General features: G+C 36.3%; 22 protein-coding genes. 7 read left to right on the forward strand and 15 right to left on the reverse strand.

Going from position 1 to position 22,292, the window contains the following annotated elements; genetic code table 11:
- Nucleotides 1-172: 172 nt before the first annotated feature.
- The 8 genes from I6F65_RS02280 to murJ form a co-directional block, all read right to left on the reverse strand.
- Nucleotides 173-874, reverse strand: coding sequence for a LytTR family DNA-binding domain-containing protein (locus tag I6F65_RS02280; RefSeq protein ID WP_024610217.1), 702 nt, complete (start codon nt 872-874; stop codon nt 173-175).
- Entirely contained in the window at nt 871-1,905 is a 1,035-nt protein-coding gene (locus I6F65_RS02285) for a sensor histidine kinase (RefSeq protein ID WP_024610218.1), read from the reverse strand. The genes I6F65_RS02280 and I6F65_RS02285 overlap by 4 nt, the downstream gene beginning before the upstream one ends.
- 40 nt (nt 1,906-1,945) lie before the next feature.
- Nucleotides 1,946-2,875, reverse strand: coding sequence for a 4-hydroxy-3-methylbut-2-enyl diphosphate reductase (ispH, locus tag I6F65_RS02290; protein ID WP_166109933.1), 930 nt, complete (start codon nt 2,873-2,875; stop codon nt 1,946-1,948).
- Nucleotides 2,875-3,315 carry an FKBP-type peptidyl-prolyl cis-trans isomerase gene (fkpB, locus tag I6F65_RS02295; protein ID WP_008166565.1) on the reverse strand — a complete coding sequence of 147 codons (441 nt, stop codon included), beginning with the start codon at nt 3,313-3,315 and terminating at the stop codon, nt 2,875-2,877. Before fkpB ends, ispH begins: the two co-directional genes overlap by 1 nt.
- Complete coding sequence (lspA, locus tag I6F65_RS02300) at nt 3,312-3,812, reverse strand: signal peptidase II (protein WP_024610220.1); 501 nt, start codon at nt 3,810-3,812, stop codon at nt 3,312-3,314. Before lspA ends, fkpB begins: the two co-directional genes overlap by 4 nt.
- Before the next feature lie 12 nt (nt 3,813-3,824).
- Nucleotides 3,825-6,653, reverse strand: coding sequence for an isoleucine--tRNA ligase (gene ileS / locus I6F65_RS02305; RefSeq protein WP_197111367.1), 2,829 nt, complete (start codon nt 6,651-6,653; stop codon nt 3,825-3,827).
- A 29-nt stretch (nt 6,654-6,682) separates the two neighbouring features.
- Nucleotides 6,683-7,609 (reverse strand): bifunctional riboflavin kinase/FAD synthetase, encoded by a 927-nt coding sequence (gene ribF / locus I6F65_RS02310; protein WP_024610222.1) that lies wholly within the window; start codon nt 7,607-7,609, stop codon nt 6,683-6,685.
- Nucleotides 7,610-7,692: 83 nt separating this feature from the next.
- A complete protein-coding gene (gene murJ, locus I6F65_RS02315; protein ID WP_331461411.1) occupies nt 7,693-9,273 on the reverse strand; it encodes a murein biosynthesis integral membrane protein MurJ in 1,581 nt (526 codons plus the stop codon).
- A 253-nt stretch (nt 9,274-9,526) separates the two neighbouring features.
- On the opposite strand from murJ, the gene rpsT reads away from it, so the two are divergent.
- Nucleotides 9,527-9,787, forward strand: a complete 261-nt coding sequence (gene rpsT / locus I6F65_RS02320; protein WP_024610224.1) for a 30S ribosomal protein S20 — start codon at nt 9,527-9,529, stop codon at nt 9,785-9,787.
- A gap of 288 nt (nt 9,788-10,075) precedes the next feature.
- On the opposite strand, the gene I6F65_RS02325 is transcribed toward rpsT, so the two are convergent.
- A complete protein-coding gene (locus I6F65_RS02325; protein ID WP_024610225.1) occupies nt 10,076-10,459 on the reverse strand; it encodes a response regulator in 384 nt (127 codons plus the stop codon).
- Nucleotides 10,460-10,573: 114 nt separating this feature from the next.
- Between I6F65_RS02325 and I6F65_RS02330 the strand changes: the two genes are divergently transcribed.
- Both I6F65_RS02330 and I6F65_RS02335 read left to right on the forward strand, forming a co-directional pair.
- Nucleotides 10,574-11,014, forward strand: a complete 441-nt coding sequence (locus I6F65_RS02330) for a hypothetical protein (protein ID WP_197111369.1) — start codon at nt 10,574-10,576, stop codon at nt 11,012-11,014.
- A gap of 106 nt (nt 11,015-11,120) precedes the next feature.
- Nucleotides 11,121-11,366 (forward strand): hypothetical protein, encoded by a 246-nt coding sequence (locus I6F65_RS02335; RefSeq protein ID WP_024610227.1) that lies wholly within the window; start codon nt 11,121-11,123, stop codon nt 11,364-11,366.
- Nucleotides 11,367-11,635: 269 nt separating this feature from the next.
- Here the strand turns inward: I6F65_RS02335 and I6F65_RS02340 are convergent, their stop codons facing one another.
- Nucleotides 11,636-11,791, reverse strand: coding sequence for a hypothetical protein (locus I6F65_RS02340; protein ID WP_197111371.1), 156 nt, complete (start codon nt 11,789-11,791; stop codon nt 11,636-11,638).
- A gap of 98 nt (nt 11,792-11,889) precedes the next feature.
- Nucleotides 11,890-12,810, reverse strand: coding sequence for a glyoxylate/hydroxypyruvate reductase A (locus I6F65_RS02345; protein WP_197111373.1), 921 nt, complete (start codon nt 12,808-12,810; stop codon nt 11,890-11,892).
- Nucleotides 12,811-12,981: 171 nt separating this feature from the next.
- Between I6F65_RS02345 and I6F65_RS02350 the strand changes: the two genes are divergently transcribed.
- Both I6F65_RS02350 and I6F65_RS02355 read left to right on the forward strand, forming a co-directional pair.
- Nucleotides 12,982-14,688, forward strand: a complete 1,707-nt coding sequence (locus tag I6F65_RS02350; RefSeq protein ID WP_197111375.1) for a lysophospholipid acyltransferase family protein — start codon at nt 12,982-12,984, stop codon at nt 14,686-14,688.
- Between the two features lie 284 nt (nt 14,689-14,972).
- Nucleotides 14,973-15,626, forward strand: coding sequence for an OmpW family protein (locus I6F65_RS02355; protein WP_197111377.1), 654 nt, complete (start codon nt 14,973-14,975; stop codon nt 15,624-15,626).
- Between the two features lie 71 nt (nt 15,627-15,697).
- On the opposite strand, the gene I6F65_RS02360 is transcribed toward I6F65_RS02355, so the two are convergent.
- A complete protein-coding gene (locus tag I6F65_RS02360) occupies nt 15,698-16,234 on the reverse strand; it encodes a thioesterase family protein (RefSeq protein WP_166109915.1) in 537 nt (178 codons plus the stop codon).
- A gap of 105 nt (nt 16,235-16,339) precedes the next feature.
- On the opposite strand from I6F65_RS02360, the gene I6F65_RS02365 reads away from it, so the two are divergent.
- Nucleotides 16,340-16,834, forward strand: a complete 495-nt coding sequence (locus I6F65_RS02365) for a hypothetical protein (RefSeq protein ID WP_197111379.1) — start codon at nt 16,340-16,342, stop codon at nt 16,832-16,834.
- A 28-nt stretch (nt 16,835-16,862) separates the two neighbouring features.
- Here I6F65_RS02365 and tyrR read toward each other — a convergent pair whose 3' ends face one another.
- From tyrR to bcsE, 3 genes are all read right to left on the reverse strand, one after another.
- On the reverse strand, nt 16,863-18,419 hold the full coding sequence (gene tyrR / locus I6F65_RS02370; RefSeq protein WP_024610234.1) for a transcriptional regulator TyrR: 1,557 nt from the start codon (nt 18,417-18,419) through the stop codon (nt 16,863-16,865).
- Nucleotides 18,420-18,615: 196 nt separating this feature from the next.
- On the reverse strand, nt 18,616-20,196 hold the full coding sequence (gene bcsG, locus I6F65_RS02375; RefSeq protein WP_197111389.1) for a cellulose biosynthesis protein BcsG: 1,581 nt from the start codon (nt 20,194-20,196) through the stop codon (nt 18,616-18,618).
- A gap of 179 nt (nt 20,197-20,375) precedes the next feature.
- Complete coding sequence (gene bcsE / locus I6F65_RS02380; protein WP_197111398.1) at nt 20,376-21,986, reverse strand: cellulose biosynthesis protein BcsE; 1,611 nt, start codon at nt 21,984-21,986, stop codon at nt 20,376-20,378.
- A 113-nt stretch (nt 21,987-22,099) separates the two neighbouring features.
- Here bcsE and bcsR point away from each other — a divergent pair, with 113 nt between their 5' ends.
- Nucleotides 22,100-22,291 (forward strand): BcsR/BcsP family cellulose biosynthesis protein, encoded by a 192-nt coding sequence (gene bcsR, locus I6F65_RS02385; protein WP_166109902.1) that lies wholly within the window; start codon nt 22,100-22,102, stop codon nt 22,289-22,291.
- The last annotated feature ends 1 nt before the right edge of the window (nt 22,292 follow it).

A 22,292-nucleotide genomic window follows, 5' to 3' on the forward strand; every position in this document is an offset into this window, starting at 1 on the left:
TATTTTGTTTAACTCAGTATTATATTTATTCATGCTCTGCTTTTGGGATAGATAGTGGTTTGGCGATTACTATCAGATCAAATTCAGAGCATGTTTTCAAGTTTTATTCCTTAAGATCCAACCTATGAGTCGCACTTACATAAAGTTAAATGTTAGGCTCAGTAAATATTATTTAAAGCGCATTTTTAACAGTTTTGAGCTCTCGACGACTAACTGGCAGTAATTCATCACAACCTTGCAATTGAATTACATGATTACCATTGCCTTGAGAATGCACCGCTATAATTTTACTCTTATTTACCAGCGTATTACGATGGATACGCAAAACAAGTGAAGGATATAGTATTTCAAGCTGTTTTAAGCTTTGTTCAATAAGCGCTTCAGCGCCTTTAAATACCATTTTTGTGTACTTTTCTTCAGCGTTGAAATAATAAATAGAGTCCATTTCAACACTTTTTAGTGTACCTGCAAGTTGGTAACTTATTTTAGCAACTTGCTGCTTTTGTAAATGTGCTTTATTTATACGACCCACTTGTTCAAGTACTGTTTGCAATGCTTGCTCTGATATAGGCTTAACTAAATAACCAGCGGCACTTAACTGAATAGCATTTAGAGCATGCTCAGGATGAGCAGTAACAAAAATAATAGCCGGTGGGATAATTAATTTATTAAGTTCTTTAGCCACCTCTAAACCGTTAATACCTGGCATATCAACATCTAAAAGCACTAAGTCTGGCACTACTTTTTTAACCTGTGTTAAAGCTTCATTCCCATTGCTTGCCTCTGCGATAACCGTCATGTTTTTATTTGTAGCAATTAATCTTTTTAAGCGCGCCCTTGCAAGGGGCTCATCGTCAACAATAAGTATATTCAAAAAGTATTCTCAATATATTTTGGGATCACAACTTTTACTCTAAATACGTCATTTTTGTTAGTAATCGTTAATTGCGCTTTATTATCATAGTAAATGTTTAAACGTTGCCGAATGTTTTCAAGTGCCATCCCGTTATTAGGCCTTGTTTTTGCATCGCTGGCTGTTACAGGATTAGAGACAATGATTGTTAAATAGCCTGTTGTAACATGTAATTCAACTTTAATTATCGCACCAACTTCGCTAGTTTCAACTCCATGACAAACTGCATTTTCAATTAAAGGCTGAAGCGTTAAGCATGGTATTGCAAGTGTTGGTAACTCATTTGGTATTTGCCAGTCAACTTTTAAACGACTGCCAAAACGCCAAGATTCAAGTGAGACATATTGTTTACTTAACGCTATTTCATCCTCAAGTGGCACACTCTGCCCTGAACGCATTGCCGCTTGCGATAAAGCAGCTAAAGCTAATATAGCTTGCTCTGCAGCATTCGCATCTTGATGAGTGAGCTCAGCTGCTGTATTTAAACTGTTATATAAAAAATGAGGTCGTATTCTTGCTTGTAATGCGTCGAGCTCAGCACGAGAAAGTGCTTTTGTTTGTTGTTCTTTTTCAAAATAAATTAATAAAAATTGAACAAATAATGCAGCCAATAAAAATACAATAATACAGTTACGAAGAATAAAATAAAGTAGCTGTTCATCCGCTCTAATATCAAAAGCAATATAAGAATACAAAAAACTAAATACAATAGTACTTAATATAAAAACAGTGAAGAAAGAGGTAATCTGAATGGGTTGATTTTTTTTCTGTAAAAAGAATCTGCAAAAATACAAAGAAGAAGAGCTAAATAGTACAGTTAAATGCAAAAACAAACTGATTACACCAAGGCGTAACCAAACATCACCTTCTACATTGGGTGCAAACGCTAAAACAATAGCTATAACTTGTGTAACAACTAAAGAAGCTAATACTCCTCGGTCATTAAAAAGAGCCGAAAAAAGCAATGCATCTGATTGAGGCACTTTGCTCATAACGACTCTCCTTTATTAAGCTTAATACTCTATATTTAGATTAACGCAGTTCAATAGGAACAGCGAACACAATAGTTTCTATTTCGCCTGGGTTCTCAACAACCTGCTTACCACCAAGCTCTTTTAATCGGCTAATAACCTGTTGTACAAGTACTTCTGGTGCAGATGCCCCAGCAGTTACTCCAACCGATTTAGACTCTGTAAACCATTGCTCTTGTACGTCCGTTGCATCATCAATTAAATACGAAGTAGTGCCCATTTTATCTGCAAGTTCGCGTAAGCGATTTGAATTAGAACTATTTTTAGCACCAACAACCAATAAAACATCCACTTTATCGGCTAAATCACGCACAGCATCTTGACGATTCTGCGTTGCATAACAAATATCATCTTTACGAGGTCCGTCAATTGACGGAAATTTTTTGCGTAATGCATCAATAACATCCGCTGTATCATCAACAGAGAGTGTTGTTTGACTACAGTAAAAAAGGTTTTCAGCATTTTTTACATTTAGCGCAACAACATCATCAACGGTTTCAACAAGGTAAATTCCACCTGCTGAATTATCATATTGCCCCATTGTTCCCTCAACTTCAGGATGACCATGGTGACCAATTAAAATACACTCAATGCCCTTACGACTTGCACGTGTTACTTCCATATGTACTTTAGTTACAAGTGGACACGTTGCATCAAATACTTTTAAATCACGACGCTTCGCTTCGCTACGAACAGCTTGTGATACGCCATGCGCACTAAAAATAACAATACTGTCATCTGGCACTTGATCAAGCTCTTCAACAAAAACCGCACCACGGCTTTTTAGTCCATCAACCACATAGCGGTTATGCACTACTTCATGGCGAACATAAATTGGCTTTTCAAAAATATCCAAAGCACGTTCAACAATACTAATAGCACGGTCAACACCAGCGCAAAAGCCTCGTGGATTAGCTAGTAATATTTCCATTAACCTTCTACCTCGATAATATCAACTTCAAACGTTAAACGCTGACCAGCCAAAGGATGATTAAAATCAATTGTTACCGACTCGCCTTGTACTTCGCGTACTAAACCAGGAAGTTCGGTACCATCAGGCTGCGTAAACGCTATAATGGCACCTACTTTTGCAGGTGTTTCTGGACCAAACTTACTACGATCAACATAGTAAATATTATCAGGATTTGGCTTACCAAAAGCATCTTCAGGTTCAAGTTCAAAGGTTTTGCTTTCGCCAGCTGTTAAACCTAATAAACATTTTTCGAAGTTTGCAGTTAAGCTGCCATCACCCATTGTTAATTTAGCAGGCTTGTTATGTACCTTAGTAGAATCCGCAGCAGAGCCATCTTCTAACTTAATAGAAAAATGAAAAATAACTTGCGAGTTTTCACCAATTACAGCTTGGCTCATGCTTTATGCTCCTTCGGACTCTCACCTGTAAAGGCGTCAAATAACAATAATGCAGCGCCAATACAAATAGCACTATCAGCAATATTGAATACAGGAAAATGCGAGTCGTTATAAAATACGTGAATAAAGTCGATTACATAACCATATGCAATACGATCGTATAAATTACCAATAGCGCCGGCAAGTATAAGAGCATATGCACTACATAATACTTTGTTTGTCGCTGGTAGACGCTTTAACCACCAAACAAGTAAAGCACTAATGGCAATAGCTATAAAACTTAAAAACCAACGCTGCCAACCACCCGCTTCACTTAAAAAACTATAAGCAGCACCATAGTTATGCACATAAGTAATACTAAAAACAGGGAGTAAATTTATCGACTCTTGATAAGCCATAGTACTTACAACAAGTGTTTTACTGGCAAAGTCTATTACTAAAAGTAATAGACTCAACCAAAGCCACACTAAACCACTTTTTTGGGCTAGTTTGCTCACTAAGAATAACTCCTAAGCGAATTGACGCTTTTCGCCTTCGCCATCAACATTACTAACACAACGACCACAAATCTCAGGATGAGCAGGTTCAACACCTACATCTTCACTGTAATGCCAACAACGCTCGCATTTAGCAGCATCAGTTGCAGCAACACTAATGAATAAACCTTCAATTTCAGTTGTTTGTGTATCAGCAGGCTGACTATCAACTTCAGTTACATTCACAGCTGATGTTAATAATACAAAGCGCAGCTCATCACCAAGCGCATTTAATTTAGCTGCAAGCTCTTTACCTGTAAATAAATTAACAGTGGCTTGAAGTGTTGCACCTATAATCTCTTCTTTACGTGCAGCTTCTAATAAACGGTTTACTTCGTCACGTACCGTTAGAATTTCTAACCAGTCATCATTACTAAATTGGTTATTAGTTGGCGCTTGTAAGCCATCATACCAAACTGATGTAAATACGTAATCGCTGCGCTCGCCTGGTAAAGCTTCCCAAATTTCTTGTGCAGTAAAGCTCATAATAGGTGCCATCCAACGCGTCATTGCTTCAGCAATATGATAAAGCGCTGTTTGACAAGAACGACGTGCGTGACTGTCACTCTTAGCAGTGTATTGACGGTCTTTAATTACATCTAAGTAAAACGAGCCAAGCTCACCTGTACAGAAGTTCATTAGCTTTTGCGTTACTAATAACATTTGGTAGCTATCGTATGCAGCTAAAATTTCTGTTTGTAATTGAGTTGCACGACCAACAATCCACTTATCAAGCTCAACCATATCGTTAACTGCTACTTGATCTGTTTTCGGATCAAAACCATTTAGGTTAGCAAGCAAGTAACGGCTTGTGTTGCGAATGCGGCGGTAACGATCTGCTGAACGTTTAAATATTTCATCCGACACAGTCATTTCTGCAGTGTAATCGGTAGAAGCAACCCATAAACGTAGAATATCAGCACCTAGTTTATTCATCACATTTTGTGGTGAAATAACATTACCCAGTGACTTAGACATTTTGCGACCGTTTTCATCAACGGTAAAACCATGAGTCAATACTTGGCGGTATGGTGCGTGACCATTAATAGCCACTGATGTCATCATTGATGACATAAACCAACCACGGTGTTGATCAGAACCTTCTAGGTATAAATCAGCTGGACCAACTAGATCTTCACGCGCATCTACAACACATGCATGCGACACACCTGAGTCAAACCATACATCTAACGTATCTTGCACTTTCATGTATTGCTTGGCATCTTCTTCACCAAGCAATGTAGCAGGGTCTAGGTCGTACCATGCTTGAATACCTGCTTTTTCAACAAGCTGTGCAGCTTGCTCAATTAGTTCTTGGGTATTTGGATGAAGCGCACCAGTGTCTTTATCTGCAAACAATGCAATTGGAACACCCCATGTACGTTGGCGAGAAATACACCAATCTGGGCGGCTTTCAACCATATTAGAAATACGGCTTTCGCCCCACTCTGGTAACCACTGAGTATTTTTTATTTCAGCTAGAGAATCTTGGCGCAAGTTAGCCTGATCCATACTTACAAACCATTGTGGTGTAGCACGGAAAATAATTGGTGTTTTATGACGCCAGCAATGTGGGTAACTATGTGTAATAGCATGATGATGCATTAATGCATCGTGCTCTTTTAATACTTCAATTACGCTCGCATTGGCTTTAAATACATGCTGGCCTGCAAAAAGTTCGGTATCTGGTAAATAAACACCATTTGCACCAACAGGGTTAGCTACTTCAAGATTGTAATTTAAGCCAGCCACGAAATCTTCTTGACCATGTCCTGGAGCTGTATGTACCACACCAGTACCTGAATCGGTAGTAACGTGCTCTGCAACAATCACTGGTACATTAAAGTCATAAAAAGGATGAGCTACTTGTAAATTTTCAAGCGCAGCACCTTTTACGTAACCTAATACATGAAAGTGATTAAAACCAAAGCGGTCCATTGCATCTTTAACAAGCTCAGAACCTAAAATCAGACGTTGTTGTACACCTTCATCTTCAACCTGTACCAATGCATACTCTAAATCAGCATGCACAGCCACTGCGCGGTTTGCAGGAAGCGTCCAAGGTGTTGTTGTCCAAATAACAGTGCCAACACTGCCTTCACCTTTATGACCATCAGCCAAATCAAACGCGTTAACAACAGCATCTTGATCAATAAAAGTAAAACGTACATCAATAGCAGGAGATTGCTTATCTTGGTATTCAACTTCAGCCTCTGCTAATGCAGAACCACAGTCTGTACACCAATGCACAGGCTTAGCGCCTTTATGCAAATGACCTTTTTCAATAATACGACCAAGTACACGAATTGCATTCGCTTCAAAGTCAAAGTTCATTGTTAAGTAAGGCTTATCCCAGTCGGCAAATACACCTAAACGTTTAAAATCAACTTTTTGACCTTCAACTTGTTTTTTTGCATATGCACGACACTTTTCGCGAAATTCTGCAGCTGTCACTTTTACGCCAGGCTTTCCTACTTTTTTCTCAACCATTAACTCAATTGGCAAACCATGACAATCCCAACCTGGAACTAACGGCGAGTCAAAGTCAGATAATGTTTTTGACTTAACAATAATGTCTTTTAATATTTTATTTACTGAATGACCTAAATGAATATCGCCATTTGCATACGGAGGGCCGTCATGCAAAATAAAGGTCTTTTTACCTTTTTTCGCGCTGCGAATTTGACCATACAGGTCGTCTTCATACCATGCTTTAAGCATTTTTGGTTCACGTTGTGCCAAATTGCCACGCATTGGAAACGGTGTTTCCGGTAAATTCAAAGTATGTTTATAATCGCTCATTAATCCTACATTCCGTATCTATCGGCTATCTAATTTAAACCAAAACACTGCTTAGCGGCGGCAACATCAGTCGCTATTTGTGCCGTTAATTGTGTTAATGTCTCGAATTTTTTCTCATCGCGAAGTTTTTTTATCAACTCCACATGCATAAATTGTCCGTAAATGTCCTGCGCAAAATCAAAAAGATGAACTTCTAGTAATGCACGAGTACCATTAAACGTGGGTTTATTACCAATATTTGCCACCCCATAAATCAATTTACCTGCAATCGTTGCTTGCACAGCAAACACACCATTTACAGGGCAAACTTGACGTTTAAGCGCAATATTTGCCGTTCTAAAACCTAGCTCTCGCCCTCTTTTCCAACCGTGTATAACACGGCCTGAAATAGCATAGTCATGACCAAGCATTACTTTCGCACTGGTTAAATCGCCAGTGGCTAAGGCATCACGTATTAAAGTACTGCTTACTCTAGCATTTAATTGACGAAAACTCGCGGTGCTTTTAACATCCATTTCCGCCTGTTTACCCATGCTGTAGAGTAAGTCAAAATTACCTTGGCGTTGCTTACCAAACTTAAAATCATCGCCAACCGTTAATGCTTTAACGCCTAACTTTTTAATTAAAATATCACTAACAAACTGCTCGGCACGCATATTTGCAAATTGCTGATTAAAACTGATGCAAATAACACGTTCAATTCCTAAGTCACTTAATAAACGTAGTTTATCTCGTAAGCGCGTTAATCGTGCTGGTGCATTGTTTTTAGCAAAAAACTCTTGTGGCTGAGGTTCAAACAGCATCACAGTGCTAGGTAAACGGTGCACTTTAGCATCAGCGAGCAAACCTTTTAGTACTTCAGCATGACCTAAGTGAATACCATCAAAATTACCAATAGTAAGCACGCAACCAAAATGTTGCGGACGAATATTGTGTATACCTCTAATTAACTCCATGCTACCTAATTGCCTTTTTAGCGAGTTATTAATTGCGACCAAAAGTGATAAAAGCCGCAGAGTTGCCGATTATAATCTTTTTTTTAATTTGATTCAGTAATTGCTACACTTTTTATCGTATTTAGTCTAACGCCCATCAAAAACAGCATTGTAAAATAGCTTACGCCTGCAATAACTAATAATGCTGTAAGCAGCATAACTTGCTCTGTAAAGCCCCAACTAGACCAATTATAGTGATGCGCAGTAAACCAAACGACAACCCCCATAACCAAACTTGCCACTATGCATTTAAGCGTAAAATATAAACTCATAGAGGAAAATTGATATACCCCTTCTTTTTTAAGCTGCCTATAAAGTAAAAAAGCATTACAACTCGCCGACATTGAGGTAGCTAGCGCCAAACCTAAATAGCCAATAAAAGGAGCAAGCATAATATTAAACACCATATTTAGTACCAAAGTAATTATACCAATACGTACAGGTGTTTTTGTATCTTGACGAGCATAAAATCCAGGGGCTAATATTTTTATAAGCATAAAACTAACTAACCCTACCGAATAAGCCATAACGCCCAAGCTCACTGCTTTCACATGATCAACACTGTCTTCTTTAAATGCACCGTGATCAAACAACACAGTGATAATTAATGGACTAATTATCATTAAACCGATCATTGCCGGTAAGCCTAAAAATATAACAAACCGAACCCCCCAATCTAACGTATGCTGAAAATCGCTGCTTTTTTTACTACTATGAAGTTTAGATAGCGCAGGCAAAATTACCGTGGCAATGCCAATGCCAAACAATCCGAGTGGAAATTCAATTAAACGATCAGAATAATATAGCCACGCAATTGAACCGGTCATGAGTAGCGAGGCAATCATCGTATCAAGCAAAAGATTAATTTGGCTAATAGATACACCAAACAATGCTGGTAACATAAGTTTGCGTACCTTTTTTACGTTTTCGTCTTGCCAAGCCCAGCGCGGTCGAGCCAACATTTTTGCACGATACAAAAATGGCAATTGAAATAGCAACTGCACAACACCACCAACAAATACACCTATGGCGAGTGAGTAAGCACCTACCGAAAACTTATCATGTAAAAAAATGGCGCATGTGATAATAGAAACATTAAGTAAGACTGGAGTGAATGCAGCTACGGCAAAACGATTGTACACATTCATTACTGCGCCGCTAAGTGCAACTAAGCTCACAAAAAATAAATAAGGAAACGTTAATTTAAGTAATGAACTGGCAAGTTCAAACTTTTCTGCATTCGCTCCACCCTGCCACCAATCAATAAACCAACCGGTACCAAATAATGCGGCAATAACAGGAGAGGCAACAACACCAATAATAGTAACGATAAGTAAAATAGTACCTAAAGTACCAGCAGCCTGCGCAACAAAAAGTTTAACCTTATCGTCGCCCTGTTGCTCTTTAATCTCACTTAAGACTGGTACAAATGCTTGAGCAAAGGCTCCTTCAGCAAATAAGCGGCGTAAAAAGTTAGGAATACGGTTCGCAAACAAAAAAACATCTGCTGCTGCACTTGCACCTAACAAATTAGCAACCACAGCGTCCCGCACAAGCCCTAAAACTCGCGATATCATGGTCATACAGCTAACAATCATACCCGACCGAAATAAACCTTTTGACACCTTAAATCCACTCAAAAATACGTAATTGATGCAATTATGCCACAGTCTTTTTTATAAATCGCTTTAAAGCACTAGGCTGGGGGTCTGTGCTTTGTTACAATGTCGGTATTAACTGCTAAAGCGGCAAATTGATGCTCGTTATATGGTGCAGTTTTTCTTGGGTCGTTAAATTTAAATTGACATCCATGATAGAAACAGGCATATTCCACCGCCTTTATTTTAAGCTTTATTTTAAGATTGTTAGGAGCAAACCTTGGCTAACATCAAGTCTGCAAAAAAACGCGCTATAACAAGCGAAAAGAACCGCCAGCACAACGCAAGCCGTCGTTCAATGATGCGCACATACTTCAAAAAAGTACTTGTTGCTATTGAAGCGGGCGATAAAGAAGCTGCACAGCAAGCTTTTACTGTTGCAACACCTATCCTAGACCGTTACGCAACTAAGGGTCTAATCCACAAAAACAAAGCAGCTCGTCATAAGAGTCGCATAGCAGCTAAAATTAAAGCTCTATAATTTGTTTTTGTTAGAATATAAAAAACCGGCTTTTGCCGGTTTTTTTTTATTCTAAATTTAATTATCTTTTTTAATACCAATTCGCCTAATTAAGTAATCTATTTTGAGATAAAAAATCCTTAACAACGACAAGGAAAAAATTTCGTTATTTAATTGTTCTCGGCAATTGCTCCTGCATTGCTCTACCTCCTTCATCCATGCAGCGGTATATCAGAAATTTTTAACCCTGTTAGCGTCAGATTTAATCCCTCAAATTGATTAAGTGTTATTGCAGATTGGTATATTTAATTACACATTTTCTAAGTCTGGATAAAACTTCTTAAGCATTGCTGCTATTTTTTTAGGTGTAAATGGTTTTACTACAAACCCTTTAGCGCCTTTGTCTATCGCATCTTTTACATTTTCGATTCCAGAATGAGCCGATACCATGACTACATTTGTTTCAGGGCTTAGTTCATTAATCTGTGCGATTAACTCTTTACCATCACCATCTGGTAATTCAATATCTAAAAAGATTATATTATAATTTATAGCCTGGCACTCACTGATACATTGTGATGCAGTGGATGCTTCTTTTACGTTTTCTATCCCTAAGTGCATGAGCGTTTGGCTCAAAAAGCTACGCACGGTGCTAACGTCATCTACAATTAAAATTGATAGCTGCGCATTCATCTTTATTCCTCAATAGGCTATTAGCTAAGTTTAAGTTATCATATTAATTAGCTTAGTATATAAATTTACTCGTTTAATTATAGAGATCTATGTAAAAAAGGCCAAATTTGCATTATGTCAAAAGTACCAAATAAACAATCCTTGCTTGGGAAAACCCCAACAAGAAAAAAAACAATACAAAAAAGTAAGCGTCAACCAGCAACTGCAAAACCTAATCAAACAATTTCTAGCTCAAATTCTAATAATACAAAAAAAATAAATAAACCAAAAAAAGGGTTATTCATAACTTTAAGTATCGTAGCAGTCATTATTTTAGCTTTTCCAAAGCCAACGCTACTTACCTATAAAAAATTAGGAATGGTGAGTGAAAGCATCTACTGGTCTGGTGTATTCGGGTACGGTGCCACAATTATTGACTCAAACTTGCACCCACAACTCGATTCTAAACGTAAATATCTTTATTTATGCAGTGATTTAAAAAACCCACATAGTTGCCAAAGGTATCAAGTAATAGTCGATAAGGGTTTATTTTCTGCTATTTATAAATACTTTTAGCATTAAAAAAACTAATCTGAAAATTTAAAATTACTTGGTTGAAAGGTGTGCAAAAGATCAACATAATGGCGCTCCTTTTTTCAACAACTGAACTATTGAAACGACCATGCTAAATGAGCTAGATTGGCTTTTAAACACAATACTACTTGCACTAGGTTTAGGTGCATTCTTCATTAACCATATAACACTGCTACGCGTTGCCGCTGTTAGTGCTTGTGGTCTGTTATTTTTATCATTTAGCCTAGATCTTATGTCGTCGAGTGTTATTTCAAATATGAGTTTAGTGTTGATCAACACATTTTATTTGTTTAAGGTTTATACATTTGGGCAATTTAATGTAGCCCAAAGTTAATCCTTATCCTTAGAATATTTTATAGCCCAGTTAATGCTGGGCTTTTTATTATCTAAAATTTAACATTGAAAAATACTATCGTCTTTCAATATTATTTAGTTTTTTATTTTTAGAAATAAATACTGATGATGAAGCTATACATTCAATTAAAAAGAGTAAATAACCATAAAGTAAATTTACTTTGAGGCACTTAGTAGTATGCCTAAATACCGCGTTAAAATTGTATTTAAGTAATAATCAAAAGTGCTCATTGTAAAAAGGGTAAGCTATTAACCGTTATCAATAGTTTCTATTAATTCTGAATTGTTTTGTTTTTTATGAGGGGCATCTTCAGCATTCGCCTGATTAAACCAAGCAGAAACACCCAAAACGATAATTGAAATAATAATAAAACTTAACTTAACGCCACTTTGATTTGATTTCATGACACCCTCTTTATAATTTTTATTTGTGAGAATCTTTTTTAACAATAATAAAAATTACATGTGTAAACAAGCTGTTTTTTAAACTATTTACTTGTCACTTAATAACCTTTAGTTCTATCTACTAGATTATTTAGCTTGCTACCCTCATTTAAACATTCGATATTTTCTACTATCTGGTTTATAACACTATTTAAATCAGACAATGCAGCACAATGAGGTGTTAACGTTATTTTTGGATGTTGCCAATATGGATGATCATTTTTTAATGGCTCTTGATCAAAAACATCAAGGGTAGCTGCTCGCACACTCTCATTATTTAGTGCAGTTAATAAATCTTGCTCAACAACATGCTGACCACGAGCTACATTAATAACAACAGCATGAGGTGAAAGTTTCTCTAGTAATGTTTTATTAATAATCCCCCTTGTAGCATTTGTAAGTGGCAACAAACACACTAAATAATCTATATGTGTGAGCATTTCATCTAACCCCTGCTCACCATAATAAACATGAACACTTGTAGAGCTTTTATAACTTTGTGCCCATCCACTTACATTAAAACTATTTTCAACCAGTTTTTGAGCACATTTTTTACCTAATTCACCGAAACCTAATATGCCCACATTTTTATGGTTATGAGCGCGTTTAGGTTTCCAACACTGCTGAGCCTGCTTAATAAAGTATTCATTTAAACGCAGTTTTTGAGCTAAAATATGTGTAAGCACATATTCAGCCATATCTTCTGCTAGTTGATCATCAACAATGCGAACAACATCAATATGCTCAGCTAATTGTTTTAAATCGATGCTATCAACTCCCGCACCAAATGATGACACCACTTTTAAGTTAGGTAACTGCGCCCACATAGATTCAGGAGCATTCCAAGCAAGCACAAAGTCTATATCCTCTACGTTGAGGCAATCTGGCCACTCCTCAATACGAATAGCGGGTAAACGTGCTTGTAATTGCGCCATTAACTTTGTGTTATCTCGCCCTGTAATAGCAACTAATACTGACATACCTACTCCTTATAAAGTTTTACTCATAAATATAAAGTAATTATATTTATGAGTAAAACGTTGCTTTGCCTAATTAATACTTTAAAAAATCACACAACTGCAAAGTAACTGTCACACCTCTTTTTTACTCTATTCCAATGGAAAATATATCAACGTGTAATAGAGGTTAATATGATCAGTATTGATGACGTAATAACAGTAAATTTACCGCAATTAAAAAACTCACCAAAAGTGACTAGTGTTGTAAAAAAAGGCTTAAAGTACTTATTAAATGAACAAGAGTTTGTTGCCTTTGGCAATGCCTACCCTCACTTACAAGGGCTTGAGTTTGTAGAGCAAGTACTTGATGAACTTGATTTTAATACTCGCTACAAACCAAAGCAAATTGAACATATACCAAGTGAAGGCAAGTTAATTATTGTCGCAAACCACCCCATTGGCTCACTAGATGCACTGGCTTTGATAAAAGTACTCTCAACAGTAAGGCCCGACTTAAAAGTAGTGGCTAATCGCATGCTAATGTCGGTAGAGCCTATGCGCGACCTATTATTACCTGTAGACAATTTATCCGGAATGAGTAAAAAAATAGAACTAAATAATATTCATCAGCATTTAAAAAATGAAGGGACTTTATTAATATTCCCAGCAGGTGAAGTTTCACGCTTAAGCCCTACAGGTATAAAAGATTGTAAATGGAATAGCGGCTTTTTACGTATGGCTAAAAAAGCAAATTGCCCTATTTTACCGATATTTATTAAAGCTAAAAATAGCCCACTATTTTATGGTACTTCAATTATTTACAAACCTCTTGCGAGTCTATTGTTAGTAAAAGAAATGTTTAAACAACGTCAAAAATCATTAGAATTTGAAATTGGCGCATCTATTCCTCCAGAATCTTATTTAATAGAAAACCTAAAAGACAAAGAAATAGTAAATCTAATTCGTAAACAGCTATATAGATTAACAACTAAAAAAATACTACCACTAAAAACGCAAATGCCCATTGCTATACCCGAGTGTAAAAAAGAACTTAAAAAAGCGATTGAACAATGTCAAATTTTGGGTAAAACACAAGACGCAATGCACATATATCTTTATCAATATACGGGGAGCTCTTGCGTATTTAGAGAATTAGGGCGTTTGAGAGAAATAGCGTTTAGAGCCGTGGGTGAAGGCAGTGGTAAACGACGTGATATAGACAAGTATGATATGGATTATCAGCATCTTGTGCTATGGGACCCTGAACAATTAGAATTAGTCGGTGCATATCGTTTAGCCTGCGCAGCAGATATTATTAAAAAGCATGGAAGAGAAGGCCTTTATACAGATAGCTTATTTACTTACACCAATGCAATGACTCCTTACCTACAGCAAGGAATAGAACTTGGTCGTAGCTTTGTACAACCTAAATATTGGGGTCGCAAAAGTCTTGATTATTTATGGTATGGCATTGGAGCTTTTATAAAAAATCATCCTCAATATCGTTATTTATTTGGCGCGGTAACGGTGTCTAATGCACTACCAGAGCAGGCAAAGGCTATGTTGGTGTATTATTATCAATATTATTATAAAAGCGATGTGGACCTCGCTAAGCCAAACAATGAATTTAAACTAAGTGAGCAACAACTAATGCAATGCCACACTGTGTTTAGTGGTAACGACGTAAAAGATGACTTTGTAGAACTAAAGCATGTACTTGCTAATATGGACACTCAGGTGCCTACTTTATTTAAACAATACACTGAATTGTGTAAATCAAACGGTGTGAAATTTTTAAGCTTTAGTATCGATCCAGATTTTAATTATTGTATAGATGGTTTGGTTTTAGTCGATCTTCAAAGTGTAAAAGAAAATAAAGCAAAGCGTTATTTAAAATAAGGCTAAGCATATTGAGCTTTCAATATTAAAACGAATCCAATTTAATAAATGTAACCTCGAAAAATAAAAAGCCTAGTTTAGTGGTTCAGCATTAATAAATCCAACGAGCTAAATGAGTATATAAATGTCAATTGTTGTTTTATAAATCGACTCTAAAATTAATCTATATCAATAAATAATTTCACAATATTCAATCATTTTTGAAACTTTGATCTAGAACAGGTTTATATTTTTTTAGCGCTGCAATAATAGTGTCAATCAAAAAGTAGTTCTTGGAGAACAACATGAAAACCACTATTAGCATTGCATTATTAACCTCTTTATTGGCGCTATCTCCTGCTGCACACGCTAACTTTAGCGTAAATGTTGGCGCTATAAACATAAATCCTGACAACAGTAGTTCATCAATCAATGAAGCCCCTACCTTAGGGCTTAAAGGCGATTCAGATACTCAGTTAGGTATTACAGTGGATTATGCATTTAACGATAAGTGGGTATTAGAACTCATTGCATCAACACCTTTTTCTCATGATGTAAATGGAACTGGTGGTTTAGCCGGTAATAAAATTGCTGATATAAAGCAACTGCCACCTTCGCTTATTGCGCAATATCACTTTTTAGACACAAGCTATGCACTTAGACCATTTGTAGGTGTAGGTATAAACTACACAATCTTTTTTGATGAGCAACCATCACAAGCACTTAAAACTACGCTGGGAACAGACGACGTGGAAGTAAAACTAGATAATTCTTTTGGTTTTGTGGCGCAAGTAGGTGCTAACTATAAAATCAATAAAAAATGGGGACTACACGCAATGGTATCGCTTATGGATATTGATACCGATGCGACTGTATACGCTAATGGAGCAAAAGCACTAACTTCAACTGTTGAGCTAGACCCTATTGTGGCAATGTTTGGCGTTAAATATAGCTTCTAAAAAGTGCTTTTAATATATGTGTGTGTAAAAGGTCGAAAGGCCTTTTTTTTATTTTCGTATTCTTAAATACGCTATTTGGGTAAATTATTTATCTTTTTTTGCTCTAGCATTTCTTTCCAGTGCATTACTTCACTAGGTAATATAGGTGTTTTCCCCTCAAAACCAGCAACTTCAAGCATTTCTTCAATGCTTATAATACCCTTTTTGCTTTTAAATACCCCTCTTACGTAGGCAATAGCATGTAAACCACGCACTGAATGAAACTTTTGCTCGATGTAAAAATACTTATGATCCCACCCAACTAACCTTGTACTAATTGTATAGCGCTGCATGGGTTTAATATCGCGAATATAGGTAATTGCGGTTGCATTAACAATAGGAAACCAACGACGTTTTAAAATTTGTTTAAGCAAACCTACGCGTTCGGTCATCCACGTACGAGATAGATCCATCATTGCTAAATAACGAGAATTCGTTAGATGTAGATTTATATCACAATCAGTAGGCAGCGATTTGTAATCAATATCTACTGTATCGAGTAAGTCTTGGTATTCTTGATTACGTTTAATTTTAAAAAACAGTAAAAGAAGTCTAAAATATAAGTTCACAGCAAAGGTCTTACCAGTTTAATTTACCTGAGTGTAGCACAGGCACTTGCGATGACGAATATTCTGTTTTAATCTAAAGTTATAAATACAAAAAAAAATTATTTTATGAAATTAAAATTAAATATACTTATCGCTACTATGTTTTTAGCAGCGAGTAATAATGCACTTGCTGACTTTAGCTTACCTGGTAGCGGAACAATTACCTACCCGACAGGCATTGAAAAACCATTTGAATTTGGTTTTGCTTGGCAACAAAATTCGGGAAAATTCACTATTGGCTCCAAAAGTTACAATATGGATCAAATTCCTAATTCATATTCAGTAGCAATTACACTTTCAAAAGATGAAAATCAGGTCTGGGTACAAGAGTTTAATAATGGTTTTATACAGGGTTTTAATTGGCAAATTGGTGAGCACACGGTTGTACTTAAAAAGCAGGAATTTAGTAATTCAGTTAAAGGTGATTACGTTATAGAGCTTAATGATCGCAGTTATTTTTTCACTCGAAATAATACCAGTATTATTATGAACTTTAATGATGACGGCATAGAAACAATTGCTATCGATGGGGTTACAAAAAATATGGGGACTAAAAATTAGCCCTCATATTTTAATATTTTTGCGTCAATTACACTTTTACAGTTTTACGGTTAATACCGTAGTCACGTAATTTATTCGCAACAGCTGTATGGCTCAAACCTAACCGTTTTGCTAATTGGCGAGAGCTAGGATAAGCAGGATAGAGCTTACGCAACAATGTTGCTTCAAAGCGTTTTACTGCTTGGTCAAGCGAGCCTTCAAAATCTGACTCTAAGTATCCTAATTCGTGTGTAAATGTAGGCAGCTGTAAATGCTCAACACGTAGTTCGCTGTCATCTAATAACGACACTGCACGGTAAATTGCATTTTCTAGTTGGCGAACATTACCCGGCCACGGATATTCTTGCAAAAAGCTCAAACACTCTTGTGATAAAAGAGGCACATCATGCCCGTTTTGCTGAGCGTACTTTTGAATAAAATGTTCTGCAAGTGGTCCTACGTCGGCTTTTCTATCCCGTAACGGGGCAATTTCTAACGTTAAAACATTTATACGATAATATAAATCTTCTCTAAAAACGCCTTCTTGCACCATTGCTGGTAAATCTTTTTGTGTTGCAGCAATAATGCGCACATTTACTTTAACTTCGTTTTCGTCGCCTACTTTTCTAAATGTACCATCTTGCAAAAATCGCAATAATTTAGTTTGCAATTGAGTCGACATTTCGCCAACTTCATCTAAAAATACCGTGCCACCATCAGCTTGCTCAAGCACACCACGTTTAGGTGCTGTATTGTCTTCATAACCTGCGTAACCAAACAATTCAGACTCAGCTACATCATCAGGAAGTGATGCACACGACAAAGCAATAAAAGGCTTAACTGAACGATTAGAGGCATAATGGCACGCCCTAGCAAGCAACTCCTTGCCAGTGCCTGTTTCGCCTGTAATTAGTATTGGTGCTTCTAGTTGTGACATTTTTCGGGCTTCACGTACAACACGGCGCATAGCAGTACTGAAGTTATGAATAGTTGCAAAGCTTTCTTGCCCATAGCGCCTAAAAGCACTTACTTGCTGACCTAAACGACTTTGCGATTTAATATTAATAACAGCGCCAGCAAGTACGTCACCTTCACCACCTTGCGGTACTGCAATAGGTAAAATATCTGCAATAAAGTCTTCTCCTGCCACTTCCACTCGGGTAGTTTGCCCCAGCACTTCTTTACTTTCTAACCATCGAGTAAAATTAAAGCCTTTAAGCAAGTTATTAATATTTTCACCAATAACGTCTTTTTCATTTAGCTGTAAATCTTTGCAGGCTGCATCGTTACACAAACGTACCCAGCCTTTAGCATCAATAGAAATAACACCATCAGGTAATGCGCGCAGCAATGTGTTTAGTTCATTATGCTCACGTTCAGAAGGTAAAAATGCAGTAGTACGTACATCATGTACACCATCAATTAGACGAATAGAGGGCATAATTTTTTGAAATTGTTCGAACTCAATTTCAGGGAAACTTACATACATACGACAGTTAACCGAATCAACCTCAATTCCTTTCAAATCAACGCTGTAGTTAACTAAAATATTAAGGATTTCTTGGGCGATACCAATTCGATCAGCACAGTGAATATCTAGACGCATACATCCTCAAAGAAGGAAAAACTATATTGGCAGAATAATACGCTAAGTAGCTTTGAGAAGGTAGTTTATTGTAAACATTTTTGGACGAAATTGATTAAAGAGTTAAACCAAAGCCAAAGTGAGGATAAATACGGGTACTTATCAAATAAGTACCCGTATTTGTAATGTCAGCCTACATTATAGGCTTTTTAATTTATTACTTGCCTTGAGGGTATGCAGACCAATCACCACCATCTAGTTGTATGTAAGGTCGCTTATTTACATACATCATAATAGTATCGGCATTTTCAGCTACTTTTGGCGCTTTCGGTAAGTTTTCTAGTAGGTTAGCAATACTGCTATTGCCACCAAATAAATTTGTTTGCAGTGTTTTGCTTATTAACTCTGAGAGTGCAAAGTAGCTTGTTGACTCATCAATTACTATTTGCGAGTAACTTTGAACATCAGGACCTATAAACTTGATAGCCACTGGCACAGAAACAATAGCTGGGCTTGGTATTTCACGTAATCCAGCAAATTGTACTTTATCACCTTTTAACGCTGCACCATGTTCAGGCACAATCATTAACATGACATTTCGATCACGTTTCTCTAAGTTTTTAATAAATTTATTAATATCAGAAAACAAATTTTCATGTCTGGTTGGATAGCTTTCTTGACTCGTTGTTCTTGCATGATTAACGAATTGATTGCCATCATGCAAGCTAATTGTGTTGTAGTACATAGCACACGGCGCACAATCTTTTGCATCAGTATCGAGCCAACCATTTAAAACAGCTCCGTCTGAATATATAGGGCTATTATCAAAACCATATTGCGCAACAGGCATAGAATCAATATTAAATGGCTTTGAATCTAAACCGCCATTTTTCTTAATTAATCCTTTAAACTCATCAAAATGTCCATCATGATTCATTACTATATTATTTTGATACCCAAGTTTTTCTAAGTTTTTAAATAAGTAACATTGCTCTGGCGCATCTTTAAATAATGCAGTTTGACTTGTTTGCCCACAACTCGCTCGAAGCAATCTGATAGCTGCAGGCCCACTGTATGATGTTGCTGAATTGAAGTCAGAAAAAACAACATCAAAATCTTTATACATGTCAGTTACGCTAACACCAATCGTATTTAAGTCATCTACAGCCATAGAACAAATATTTAAAATAATAACGTCAAACATTTCACCATTATATTCTTGTGGGAAATGGCTTGTTAATAAGCTTTGTTGCTGGTAAAAATCTTTCAGCTTTTGTTCTGGAGATTGAGTTTCCGTTGTTACAATTGACTCTCTATTTTGAGGTTCTGCAGCAAAGTTATTACCTGCGACTTGATTGGCATTATTATTTGTTAGACTACTTTGCCCTTGCCAACCAATAAACATCAAACCAGCAATGGTCACTGTAGTAAATCTAATCCATTGCGAGCTATACCAAAACAATATAACGATGATAAAAAACCCAAGCAGCATATCTACATTTATAACTCGCCCTATTAACTCAATAAAGTACCCAAAACTAAAATCTTGGACATTACCCGCTTGCTTAGTCAAACGGTTTATTGGAGGAAGCCAAGAGTCCTTATAAAGCAGTATTACCGCAATCACGATAGCAATAGCATGCTTAACTTTCTCAATACGAACATCTTTCAATTGAATAGCCAAAAGAGCTGCAAATGCTGCATTACTTAAAAAATCAAAGTCGATTGCACCATAATAAAACAGAGCAAATTTCACAATAAAATAAAGGTTCCACACCCCTAATCCAGACAGTTTCACTTATTTTCCTTACTTTTATTTTTAGGTATATAGGGCTCTAACACTTCATGTCTAAACGTCATTTTGTAGTAGAACTTTTTAAACTTTACAGATAGGTAGCGGCTCGTTAATGCTAATAAAACACCGAGTAAAACGGCAAAAAACACTGTAATTAAAAACTGATTGATACTCATTTATAACTACCTTCTATTCATTATAAAGGGCTTTGCATCTGGACGAGTTTGAGTAAAAAACTCCGGCGTACCAATATCGACTTTAGGGCTTTGTGTTAAATCGGGTACATATTTGTAACTATCATTTTCTTTAAGTTGTTCGGTAAGGTCTGGTACATTTTTATCTCTATAATATCGACGTAATTGCTTACATTCTTGTTGAATATAAAAATGATCAGAAATCACATTTTGTTGAGCAAAAAAATCACTCGTTTCTAATTTAAACAAATGCTTTATGGCGTTTGTAACATCATTTTCTCTGCATGCGTGCAAATATAAGTACACTTTATTTTCCGCTACACTAAATACATCACCCTCACGTTTTATATGAAATAAATGCAGAGGATGAATTGGGTCAATTCTTGGGAGTAACTCTAAAATAACTAACACCCCACTAACCCCTAAATTAACTGCAGAATCGCTGTGCACTTCAACTTGTCTTGTAAAATCAATAAACGGTAAATAACCTTTCGAAAAAGTATTCTCCGTATACTGTAGTACATGCTCAACTGAAGGTGGTAGGGGTCTTGAAAACTGAAACCCCTGAATAGACTGAATCTGCGAGAGCAAACGAGAAGGCTCTGAAAAACTATATAAGATTAAGTTTACACCTAGGGTTAAAAACAAACATTCATCTTGATGTCTGATAATACCGTCTACATTCTGAATAACTAATTTTAACCAGCGTCCACAGTTTTTTCTAAGCTCAAAACATTGCTTACCTAAATCAGCCAAGTCGGTGTAACGAGTAACTGAAAATACTAAGGTTGCCGCAGTAAGCCTTGGTCCTTTATCAAATAAGTCGCTATTTTCTTTAACTGTTTGGTAGTATGTAGGTAATTTTGTTCCCTCAGGCACTGAGTTTTGAACTAGCCACACATCATCCTCATCGTTAAGTTTTAGATTGTTAGGTTCGTTTTTCTCTAATACATTTTCTTCAACGACAAATCGGTTATTTTTAACCATTAACGAGTATTGAACATTCGATAAAACGCCAGTCCCATGACTCCAATAATCGTATTCAAGTACTCGCATTGATGAATCATTATCTACAAAAACAATCCCGCTAAATAACTTATTAAGACGTCTGACTAAAAATCGAAAGTTAGCCACTTCAGGGCCTGAAATTAGAAATAATAAACTAGCATTTGTATTTGCTAAAAACTGGTTGTATTGAACAATAAGTTGCTCAATTTGAGCATCATTAAAGTCCTGCAACTGCTCGGTACTAAAATGGAGCAGTATTAATGAATTACTTATACCTTCATAACCATTTAGCTCTTTAATAATACCGTGGCTAATACGCTTAATTCCCCAATCGGCAATTTCTTTGGTAAAAGAAAATGAGTGAACGCGCGATTGTTTATAAGTATCAAATAGCACATTAGAGAAAGGCGACTCAAAAAATGACTCTATTTGAGAAGAAATAACAAAAATATTACTCTTTGCTTCGAGGTTAACGCAATGTAACGCGAATTCTATAGCTAAATTATCCAATGGGGCTAAAATAGCATAGCTGGAAGCCGGTTTTATTTCTTTAGCTGCGGGGTCTAATCCGGTTATGTTAAACTTATGCACACAAAACGCCTTTCAAAAAAATACTTTTTTACTAGTTTTAACAACTATTCTATATATAATAGACAAATAATGTCCACATATTATAATAATAAAACATACAGATACAGGTAGTAATGCAAAACTTGATTTCAAGACACTCTCAAACATTAACATCAAATGATATTGAAAACTTGGCTCGTCGCTTTGGTGGGAAAAGTGACGATTACATTGAAATAGTTAACAAGCAAAAAAATAATAAAACTATAAATAAATATGCGTTATTAAAAGAAATTGATGACGAGCTTGCTGCTATTACTGGCATTTAAA

Source organism: Pseudoalteromonas sp. SWXJZ94C (genome assembly GCF_015864385.1).
Classification (GTDB): Bacteria; Pseudomonadota; Gammaproteobacteria; order Enterobacterales; family Alteromonadaceae; genus Pseudoalteromonas.

Bases quoted from the DNA above. Each gene is read 5' to 3' on its own strand.
- I6F65_RS02285 (WP_024610218.1), bottom strand. From the start codon at position 1,905: ATGAGCAAAGTGCCTCAATCAGATGCATTGCTTTTTTCGGCTCTTTTT.
- ispH (WP_166109933.1), bottom strand. From the start codon at position 2,875: ATGGAAATATTACTAGCTAATCCACGAGGCTTTTGCGCTGGTGTTGAC.
- fkpB (WP_008166565.1), bottom strand. From the start codon at position 3,315: ATGAGCCAAGCTGTAATTGGTGAAAACTCGCAAGTTATTTTTCATTTT.
- ileS (WP_197111367.1), bottom strand. From the start codon at position 6,653: ATGAGCGATTATAAACATACTTTGAATTTACCGGAAACACCGTTTCCA.
- ribF (WP_024610222.1), bottom strand. From the start codon at position 7,609: ATGGAGTTAATTAGAGGTATACACAATATTCGTCCGCAACATTTTGGT.
- I6F65_RS02325 (WP_024610225.1), bottom strand. From the start codon at position 10,459: ATGAATGCGCAGCTATCAATTTTAATTGTAGATGACGTTAGCACCGTG.
- I6F65_RS02330 (WP_197111369.1), top strand. From the start codon at position 10,574: ATGTCAAAAGTACCAAATAAACAATCCTTGCTTGGGAAAACCCCAACA.
- I6F65_RS02335 (WP_024610227.1), top strand. From the start codon at position 11,121: ATGCTAAATGAGCTAGATTGGCTTTTAAACACAATACTACTTGCACTA.
- I6F65_RS02340 (WP_197111371.1), bottom strand. From the start codon at position 11,791: ATGAAATCAAATCAAAGTGGCGTTAAGTTAAGTTTTATTATTATTTCA.
- I6F65_RS02345 (WP_197111373.1), bottom strand. From the start codon at position 12,810: ATGTCAGTATTAGTTGCTATTACAGGGCGAGATAACACAAAGTTAATG.
- I6F65_RS02350 (WP_197111375.1), top strand. From the start codon at position 12,982: ATGATCAGTATTGATGACGTAATAACAGTAAATTTACCGCAATTAAAA.
- I6F65_RS02355 (WP_197111377.1), top strand. From the start codon at position 14,973: ATGAAAACCACTATTAGCATTGCATTATTAACCTCTTTATTGGCGCTA.
- I6F65_RS02365 (WP_197111379.1), top strand. From the start codon at position 16,340: ATGAAATTAAAATTAAATATACTTATCGCTACTATGTTTTTAGCAGCG.
- tyrR (WP_024610234.1), bottom strand. From the start codon at position 18,419: ATGCGTCTAGATATTCACTGTGCTGATCGAATTGGTATCGCCCAAGAA.
- bcsR (WP_166109902.1), top strand. From the start codon at position 22,100: ATGCAAAACTTGATTTCAAGACACTCTCAAACATTAACATCAAATGAT.